Genomic DNA, 9197 nt, shown 5'->3' with positions numbered 1-9197 from the left:
ATGGTCTCGCGGTGCGCTCCGGCAACCGGAGCGGCTATTTCGCCGCGGTCACCTCGATCTCCACCAGAAAGGCCGGCCCGGCGAGCGCCGCAACCTGAACGGTCGAACGGGCGACCGTGTTCGGGTTTTCCGTCGTCCCGAAGAATTGCTTGAACCCGTCGTTCATGCCGGCGAAGTCCATCTTGCCGTTGAGCTTGGGGTCACCAGCCACGAAGACGGTCATCTTGATGATGTCGCCCATCGCGAAGCCGCGGGCGGCCAGGATCCCCTTGATCTTGTTGAGGATGCTGACCGTTTGGGTCTTGGTGTCGCCATAGTCGGCGATGGTGAGCTGCGCTGCGGGAGTCTTGCTGGCGGGATCGAGCGGCGAGGCAAGCTGCCCGGACAGATAGAGCATCGTCGCGCCCGATCGCACCGTCACGCCTTGCAGGATCAGTCCCGGCGGCGTGTTGGCGTGCCGGGTGACGGTGCCGCTTTGCGCGGTGGCGGGCGTTGTGCCCGAGAGCATGGAGGCCAGTGCAACGGCGGGAATGGCGAGCAGACGAAACATCATGGGTAGCGACTCCGGTGGCTGATCGCCGGGCGCGCGGAGCGCCCGGCGCCGATTGTCAGAAGGACACGTTCAGGCGAGCATAGTAATAGCCGCCATTGATGCCATAGGGGCTGAAGGTGAGCGGCGCGTCGAGCACATTGCCGCCGTTGACCAGCGTCTGGTTGGTCGTGCCGGGCACCAGCGGGATGGTCGGCGGCGTCTTGTTGAACACGTTGTTGGCGCCGATCGCGATGCCGAGGTTGGGCGTGATGTCGTAGTTCAGCTCGATGTCGCCGATGAACGCGGTGCCGATCGTCTGCTTGTAGAAGGTGCCGCCATCGGGGCTGAGCTGCGCCGAGCTCTTGCCGTAGATGGTGCCGCGCAGCGTCGCCGAGAACTTGTCGATGCTGTAGAGGACGGAGTTGATCAGCTTCACCCGCGGCGAGGCCGTCTCGATGTTCGACTGGGCGCCGAGGTTGAAGAGCGGGATGACCTGTCCCGTCGCCGGATTGGTCAGGGTGGCGGGCGCCGCGATCAGCCGGCGCAGCTTGGTCTCGTTGTAATTGCCCGAAATCGTCCAGACGGCCTTGCCGGCGTCGCCGAAGTCGGAGGTGTAGCTGACGACCAGATCGACGCCGCGCGTCCGCGTGTCCGCGCCGTTGGTGAAGATGTTGATGCCCGTCTGGCTGACGGTGGGATCGAGGACGTTGCCGTTGGCGATGATCGCCTGCCGCACCACCGCGAAGTTGACGGCGCCGCCGCTGCCGAAGATCGAGCCCGTGCCGAGGATGCGGTCACGGATCTTCACCTGATAGGCGTCGAGCGTGATCGTCAGGTCGGGCAGCGGCCGGATGACGGTGCCGAGCGAATAGTTGGTCGACTTTTCGGGCTTCAGATTCTGGAAGCCGATCAGCTTGGCCGCCGCGGAGTTGGCCGGAAGCTGGACGAAGGCGGCGGTGGGGGAGACGTTGGTCGCCGAATAATAGGATTCGGCCAGCGTCGGCGCGCGGAAGCCGGTCGATATGGTCCCGCGCAGGGCGAAGGCGTCGGAAAAGTCGTAGCGCCCGGTCGCCTTGTAGATGAAGCGGCTGCCGAAGTCCGAATAATGCTCGTACCGACCGGCGATATCGAGCTTCAGCGCCTCGACCGGATTGGTCGCCAGATCGAGGTAGAGCGACTTGCCCGTGCGGCTGTTGACGCCCGCATCGGAGGGCCGGAAGCCCGGATAGGCCTGGCCGCCCTCCTTGTAGATCGAGCCGGGGTCGCCCGATCCGATCTCGTAGACGTTGCGCCGGTATTCGCCACCGAAGGCGACGGTGATCGGGGTCGCGAAACCCGCCTCGATCTCGCGCCGGACATCGGCGTTGACGGTGAACTCGGTCGATTTGAAGACGCCGTTATAGAAGCTCGTCGGGGTGAAGCCGGTATCGGCATAGAGCGACGCGTTCGCCGAATCGACGGTGAAGATCTGCGCCTTGTCCTGCCCGAAGGTGCTCGACAGATCGTATTGGAAGCCGCTCACCGTGCCGCGCACGCCGCCGGTGAAGGCCATGTCGTCTTCGCGGATCTTCTCGCGCGGGGTGAAGCCGTTGACCGGGCTGTCGCCCTCGGGATCGAAATAGGTCGTCACCCCCGCCACGGTCCGCGACACGCGGGTCGGCACGCGGACATTCTGGCGGCCGCTGGCGATCCGCTTCGAATAGGTGCCGAAGCTGTAGACCTCCGCGCTGCCGAAATCGAAGGCGGTGTTGTATTGGAGGTTGGTCAGCGAGGATTGCGCGTCGCCGTTGATCTTGTTCACATAGGGGAAGTTGTCCATCAGCGGAAACAGCTGGCGCTGGATCGCGCTGAGCGAGGGATTGGACGTCGCCGTCAGCAGATTGCCGTTGATGTCGGTCACGCGCCGGTCCAGCCCGCCGACCTGGGTGAAATCGTGGAAGCGGTGGAAGGCCGTGACGTTGAAATAGCCGGTCTCGCCGACCCGGGTGGCGAGGTGCAGCGTGCCCGCCAGCGTATCGCCGCCGACGTCATAGTTCTTGCCCGCGGTGATATAGCCGTCGCCGCCCTCGGCATCGTCCTTGAGGATGACGTTGATGACGCCAGCGATCGCATCGGAGCCATATTGCGCGGCGGCGCCGTCTTCCAGAACCTCGATGCGCTTGATCGAGGACGGGCTGATCAGGTCGAGATCGGCCGTCGCGGCGCCCTGGAACGGTCCGCCGAGTACGGCGAGGTTGGACGTGCCGTGGCGCCGCTTGCCGTTGACCAGCACCAGCGTGTGGTTCGGGCTGAGCCCGCGCAGCCGCGCCGACAGGGTCAGATTGGCCGTGTCGCCGCCAAAGGCCTGCGCGACGAAGGAGGGGACGAGCTGGGTCAGCACCTGGTTCAGATTGGGCTGGCCAACATGGCTGAGCGCCTCTTCGCCCAGCACCTTGATCGGCGCGGCGCTTTCCGCCGCGGTGATGCCGGTCGCGCGCGTGCCGGTGACGATGATCTCGTTGCCGTCCTGCGGATCGGTCGCTGGCGCCGGGTCCGCCAGCGGATCGGGCGCGACCGTCGCGCTCACGGGGACCAGTACGGGGCCGGGTTGCTGCGCCGATGCATCGTCGCTCATTCCCAGCATACAGCATGTTGCCAATGCAATATGCGACACGGTGACATAGTTGCGCATAGTAATCCCCCTTGTCGTGACGTGACAAACAGGATCCCCTCCCGGATATGCTGTTTATGATGCAGTAGTGGGCTTGGCTGATACTTTCTCTAATCGAAGAATCATGTCGGATGACGCAGTGATGATTTGGGGTTCGGGAATTTATGACAAGATCATTATGAAGATTGCTTTAGGATTGTTGGATTTATGTAGCATTTTTACAACAATGTTGCTTCCGTGCGTCGGCGCAGCGCGGCGCTCCCGGCAGCCTTTGACCGCTGCCGAGGTGTCGAGTCCGATGCTCGAGCTATTAAGTAGGGGTGCGCCGCGCCGCGCCGGCGCGTCTAGGCGGCGCGCCGACTGACCGCGCCACCGTCGGTCGCGGTACGACGGGCGAGGGCGGAGACCTGTCGCCGTGCGGACTGGATGCCGCCCTCCTGCCAGCCCGGCGTCTGGCTCAGCGCCGCGCTGGCGAAGTAGATGCGGCCTTCCGGTTCCTGCAGGAAGCGGAAGTCGGCCGTGTCGATATGACCCTCCTGCCGGCCATTGGCGCTGCCGGCGTTCCAGTCCGGCCACGGCCCCAGGCTGAACGGGATCTTGTGCCAATTGACCGCTAGGCCGTTGACGCAGTCGGCGCCATGACCCGGGTGAAGCCGGTCGATCACGCCGCGCGAAAAGGCGATCTGCTCGGCGATCGGCCGCTTCTGGAACTCGGCCGCCGCCGGACCGGAGCTGTAACAGCCCAGGATCATCCCGCGCTCGCTGTGCAGCCCGGCCGAGGGGTACCAGATCAGTGCGGTCGGTCCGCCGACGAAGGAAATGCCGCCATAGATCTGCTCGCGCTCCCAGAAGCGGGGGCTCTCGAAGGCGACCTTGTTCGAATAGTCATACTGCACCGCTGCGACGGTGCGCTTCAGCCGGGGCGAGAAGTTGGTGTCGATCTTCGCCAGCACCGGGAAGGGGATGGTGCAGACCAGATAATCCGCCGCGATCGTGCTGACGACGCCGCTGCTCCGGTCGCGATAGACGACGCTGACCCCCGACGGGCTCTGGCGGATCTGCGTGACCTCCGCCCCCAGCAGGGCGGGTCGGCGCAGGTGGCGGTCGAAGCCGGCATGGATGCGGTCCATCCCGCCGACCGGCTCGAACATCGTCGCCTGCATGTACAGATTGTCTTCGAACAGCGTCATCGGCAGCCGCTGGTTGGCGAGCAGCTGGTCGAGCGGCATCGCCGTGGAGGGCGAGGCGAAGGTGACTCCCGCACCCGGCGCCGTGCCGAAACCCGAACGCTCGGTGCCCTTGAAGCCGCCGGTCGCATCCAGATCGCCATAGGCCTTGAGGAAGGGCATCAGGCGCTCGCGATCCACCGCCGTCAGATCCCGGTCGAGCGACCCCTGGTTGATCGCCTTGGCGAGCAATTCGGCGATGCGCCCGCGCATGTCGTTGATCGCGGTCCGCATCCGGATCTTCGATCCGTCGTCGCCCATGATGTAGGCGGAGCGGCTGGAATTGACCTCCACCTCCATCGGCACGCCGAATTTCTTGGCGTATCCGAGCAGCCCCTGATGGAAGCTGGGGATGCGCGCGGGCCCTGCGTTGAAGTAGATGCCGTCGGAGAAGCGCGCGGTCTGCGTCTCCTCGCCGTTCATCTCGATGCGGTCGCCGTCGCGCACCGTCCAGGCGCGGCCGCCGACCCGGTCGCGCGCTTCCAGCAGGGTGACGAGAAAGCCTGCCTGTTCGAGTTCATAGGCGGAGGTGAGGCCTGCTATCCCGGCGCCCAGCACCACCACGTGCCGTCCGCGCCCGATCCCCGACGGCAGTGGCTCCCAGTCCTGCGCATGAGCGATGCCGGCCACGCCGAGTGCCTGCATGGCACCCATCATCGGCCCAAGTCCCGCGATCAACCCCAGTTTACCCAGTAGCGCTCGCCGTGTTGTCATACCGCCCGTCCCCCGGCCCAGATGCTGATAAGAAGAGAGACGACAAAGCGTCGTCTCACCTTTCCCTCGGCACCCTCTCGGCGTCAGGATCACAGGCCCCGAAGCCGCCTGGAAACAGACGGCCGCGCAACTTTCGGTCACTCGCATGCGTGGCGAGTGATTCGAAATGAAACCTATTCTTCATTAAAGTGCAACTTGTTTATCGCGTCAGTCCTAAAGCGGACGGTGACAGCTTTCGCCGTCGCGACCAGGTCAGTGCGATATCCCCCACGGCCTTCAGCGCCGCCTCGTCGCGGGGGCGCACCTGCGCGGCGAACGGCGTCTCGAGATATGCGGCGATCACCAGCGGACCGCGCCCGTCCGGCGGCAGCAGGACCGCCAGGTCGTTCGTCTTGTTGCCGACGCCGGGCCGCATCCCCGTGCCCGTCTTGTCGAGGCCGCTCCATCCCGGCGGTAGGGCGGCGCGCAGGCGGCGTGCGCCGCTCACCGTCTCGGCCATCCAGTCGCGCAGCAGCTTGCGGCTGGACGGCGCGAGCACGTCTCCCAACACCATCCGCTCGAGACTTCTCGCCATCGCCTCCGGCGTGGTGCTGTTCTCCCCCGTACCCGGGGGGATGACGTTGATGTCGGGCTCGTATCCGTCGATCCGACTCGTCCCGTCGCCGATCCCGCGCCAGAAGCGGGTCAGAGCGGCAGGACCGCCGAGCCGCCGCATCAGGATATTCGCGGCGGCGTTGTCGCTCGCGACCTGCGACGCGCGCGCCAGCGCCAGGATGGACATGCGGCCGGCCGCCATATGGCTTGCGACGACCGGCGAGGGCTCGAGAATGTCAGCGGGCGCGATCGCGAGCCGTTCGGCAAGATCGAGACGCCGTGCGTCGCTCTCGCGCAACGCCATGGCCGCCAGGGACAGCTTGAAGGTGGAACAGTGGCAGAAGCGCTCGCGCGGTCGCCAACCTATGCTGCGTCCGGTGGCAGTGTCCCTGATGAGCACGCCCAACCGTCCGCCCACGGCGCTTTCCACTCCGCGCAGGGCGGCGACGGCCTCCCGGTCGTACGACGGCGTCGCCGCCGCGCGCGCACCGATCAGGCCGAGCCCGGCGCCGCAGAGGAAGTATCGACGATTCATCGGCGCGTCTGCCTGTGTCCTAGCTCTTTCGCAGCATGATAACTGGGCCTGTCGGGATCCGCCACGCTCGCATCCCCGGCAGGCGGTGGATGGTGAGGGCCGTCGATGCCGGGCCGTCAGGCTGGCCATGGGCCGAGGTGCATCTTCGCGCCAGCGCATGCTCGTCGGCGCGTAGGTCCGAGCGGAGTATACTGGCCTCGATGGCGCTGGAAGCGCAGGATCCGCCGGGCGGTGCGGTCGCGCCGGACAGGGGAGGGCAGGATGACGACAACGACGCGTCGCGGGCTGGTCGCCGGCATGGCCGCGATCGGGATCGGCGCGATGGCGAAAGCGGCCTCGGCAGGCAGGAGCCGCGATCCCGATCTCGGGCCCAACGTCCTCGTCGTCGATCCCGGCCAGCCGGGTGCGCAGGCGGCAATCGACCGCTGGTTCGAGGAGCAGGAGCGCGCGCATTTCACCGACCGGTGTCGAGCGATCCTGCTCAAGCCGGGCCATCACCGCCTCGACATCAATGTCGGCTTCTTCACCCAGGTCGCGGGTCTGGGCATCGTGCCCGGCGACGTGAGCGTGACCGGCCACGTCCATGCCGAGGCGGACTGGGCCAAGGGCATGGCTCTGGTGAATTTCTGGCGGAGCGTGGAAAATCTGGCGGTTCGGCCGCCCGACGGCATGGATCGCTGGGCCGTCTCTCAGGCTGCTCCCTATCGCCGCATCCATCTGGCCGGCGATCTGGCGCTGGACGATGGCGGCTGGTCGAGCGGCGGCTTCATGGCCGATTGCCGGGTCGACGGCACGATCCGGTCCGGCACGCAGCAGCAATGGTTCACCCGCAACAGCCGCCTGCACGGCTGGGAGGGATCGAACTGGAACATGATGTTCATGGGCGTTGCCGGCGCGCCCGTGTCGAGTTTCCCGGCTCCACCCTATACGACGCTGCCGACCGTGCCGGTGATCCGCGAGAAGCCGTTCCTGTGCGTGGGGCCGGAGGGCGAATGGACCATCTTCGTCCCGGCGCTGCGGCACGATGCGAGCGGCGTGTCGTGGGATCGGCCGCCCGCCGGGCGCCACATACCCCTGGACCAGGTGCTGGTCGCCGATCCGACGACGCCGGTCGGGGCGATCAACCGCGCGCTCGCGGCCGGGCGCCATCTTCTGCTGACGCCCGGTGTGTATCGGTTGCGCGAGCCGCTGCGGGTGGTGCGGACCGATACGGTCGTCCTCGGCCTCGGTCTGGCGACCCTGCTGGCCGATCACGGGTCGGCCACGCTCATAGTCGCCGACGTGCCGGGAGTGACGATCGCCGGACTGCTGGTCGACGCGGGGCCGCAGAATACGCCCGTGCTGGTGCAGGTCGGACCACGCGGCGCCAAGGGCGACCATCGCGGCAATCCGACGTTGCTCAGCGACGTCTTCTTCCGCGTCGGCGGGGCTGCCGTGGGGAATGCCGGCACCTGCCTGGAGATCAACAGTCACCATGTCATCGGCGACCATCTCTGGATCTGGCGCGCCGATCACGGCGATCGCGACGGCGGCCGCGTCCATGTCGGCTGGGACGAGAGCCGGGGGGCCCACGGGCTCGTCGTGAACGGGGATCACGTCACCTGCTACGGGCTGTTCGTCGAGCATTTCCAGGGCTGGCAGACGCTGTGGAACGGCGAAGACGGCCGGACCTTCTTCTACCAGAACGAACTGCCCTATGATCCGCCGAGCCAGCGTGCCTGGCGCGCGGACTCGCAACGCGGATGGGCGGCCTACAAGGTCGCCGACCCCGTGCGCCGGCACGCGGCGGTAGGCATGGGGATCTATGCCAATTTCACCGCCGATCCCTCGATCGTGCTCGCGAGTGCGGTGGAGGTGCCCGACACGCCGGGCGTGAGCGTACGGAATGTCACCACGATCTCGCTGGGCGGCGGCAAGGGAACGATCGCCCACCTCGTCAACGATGCGGGAGAGGCCGCGCGGCCGGGCAGCGTCCGCCAGACGCTGAGCCGGTACGCCGGCAGCGGCCCCCCGGCCCGGCCCACGCCGCCCGCGGAGTGACAGGAGGATGGTGAGGATCGATACCGGCGCGGGACCGGTTCAGCCGTGGAAGCGCGCGCGCATCCGTGTGGGGTCGGCGGGGTGGCCGGTGATGATGCGGAATGCCTCTGCCGCCTGCCCTATGACCATGCCGCTGCCGTCCAGCGTCGCGCAGCCGCGGGCCGCTGCCGCACGCAGCAGCGCGGTTTCCAGCGGGAAATAGACGATGTCGGCCACCCACTGGTCGGCACGCAGCGCATGCGTGTCGATCGGCGGCCCGGGATGGGCCGCCATACCGATCGGGGTCGCGTTGACGATTCCGGTGAAGTCGCCGATCGGGAGCGCGGCGACCGCGCATGCGCGGATGGTGCCACCGGCATGGCCGCGGGCGCGCAGATGATCGGCCAGGGCCTCGGCCCGCGACACGTCGACCTCCGCGATGGTCAGTTCGCCGGCGCCGAGCGACAGGAGCGCGCTCGCCACCGCCGCGCCCGCGCCACCGGCGCCGAGCAACAGCACGGCGCGACGGTCGGCGCCCGGCAGTCCCGCGGCCAAGGCGTCGCGAAAGCCGGTCATGTCGGTATTGTGGCCGATCAGCCGGCCGTCCCGGATCGCCACGGTGTTCACCGCGCCGACCGCACGGGCACTGTCCGCCAGCTCGTCGAGCAGCGGCATCACCGCCTGCTTGAACGGGAAGGTCACGTTGAACCCGGCGAATCTCTCCGCCCGCAACCGGTCGAGCGTGGGGGCGAGCGCGTCGTCCGCCCAGCCGCGGTCGGTGAAGTCGAACAGCGTGTAGCGGAGCGACAATCCCTGCGCGCGCGCCTCTTCCTCGTGCAGCCAGGGCGAGCGGGAGGCGAGGATGGAACGGCCGATCAGGCCCGACTGGATCATTGCACGTCCTTGTGCCGTCGCCGGGGCGGCGCG

General features: G+C 67.3%; 6 protein-coding genes. 1 reads left to right on the top strand and 5 read right to left on the bottom strand.

The features are described from left to right. Positions 1-34: 34 nt before the first annotated feature. The 4 genes from IEX18_RS05530 to bla form a co-directional block, all read right to left on the bottom strand. Positions 35-553: a RidA family protein gene (locus IEX18_RS05530; protein ID WP_188657655.1), complete on the bottom strand. Its 519-nt coding sequence runs from the start codon at positions 551-553 to the stop codon at positions 35-37. Between the two features lie 55 nt (positions 554-608). Then, positions 609-3146, bottom strand: coding sequence for a TonB-dependent receptor plug domain-containing protein (locus IEX18_RS05525; protein ID WP_229664383.1), 2538 nt, complete (start codon positions 3144-3146; stop codon positions 609-611). Positions 3147-3526: 380 nt separating this feature from the next. After that, complete coding sequence (locus tag IEX18_RS05520; RefSeq protein ID WP_188657653.1) at positions 3527-5065, bottom strand: flavin monoamine oxidase family protein; 1539 nt, start codon at positions 5063-5065, stop codon at positions 3527-3529. Positions 5066-5321: 256 nt separating this feature from the next. Continuing rightward, a complete protein-coding gene (bla, locus tag IEX18_RS05515; RefSeq protein WP_188657652.1) occupies positions 5322-6380 on the bottom strand; it encodes a class A beta-lactamase in 1059 nt (352 codons plus the stop codon). A gap of 132 nt (positions 6381-6512) precedes the next feature. Between bla and IEX18_RS05510 the strand changes: the two genes are divergently transcribed. Then, positions 6513-8291, top strand: a complete 1779-nt coding sequence (locus IEX18_RS05510) for a pectate lyase-like domain-containing protein (RefSeq protein WP_229664382.1) — start codon at positions 6513-6515, stop codon at positions 8289-8291. Positions 8292-8330: 39 nt separating this feature from the next. Here the strand turns inward: IEX18_RS05510 and IEX18_RS05505 are convergent, their stop codons facing one another. Continuing rightward, positions 8331-9164, bottom strand: a complete 834-nt coding sequence (locus tag IEX18_RS05505) for a shikimate dehydrogenase (protein ID WP_188657651.1) — start codon at positions 9162-9164, stop codon at positions 8331-8333. Positions 9165-9197: the final 33 nt, after the last annotated feature.

The organism is Sphingomonas metalli (genome assembly GCF_014641735.1).
Taxonomy (GTDB): Bacteria; Pseudomonadota; Alphaproteobacteria; order Sphingomonadales; family Sphingomonadaceae; genus Sphingomonas; species Sphingomonas metalli.
The sequence above is the reverse complement of the archived record's forward strand: the minus strand, read 5'-3'. Positions and strand labels throughout refer to the sequence as shown.

Coding starts and splice junctions, on each gene's coding strand:
- IEX18_RS05530 (WP_188657655.1), bottom strand. CDS start 553: ATGATGTTTCGTCTGCTCGCCATTCCCGCCGTTGCACTGGCCTCCATG.
- IEX18_RS05505 (WP_188657651.1), bottom strand. CDS start 9,164: ATGATCCAGTCGGGCCTGATCGGCCGTTCCATCCTCGCCTCCCGCTCG.
- IEX18_RS05510 (WP_229664382.1), top strand. CDS start 6,513: ATGACGACAACGACGCGTCGCGGGCTGGTCGCCGGCATGGCCGCGATC.
- IEX18_RS05525 (WP_229664383.1), bottom strand. CDS start 3,146: ATGAGCGACGATGCATCGGCGCAGCAACCCGGCCCCGTACTGGTCCCC.
- IEX18_RS05520 (WP_188657653.1), bottom strand. CDS start 5,065: ATGATGGGTGCCATGCAGGCACTCGGCGTGGCCGGCATCGCTCATGCG.
- bla (WP_188657652.1), bottom strand. CDS start 6,380: ATGGCCAGCCTGACGGCCCGGCATCGACGGCCCTCACCATCCACCGCC.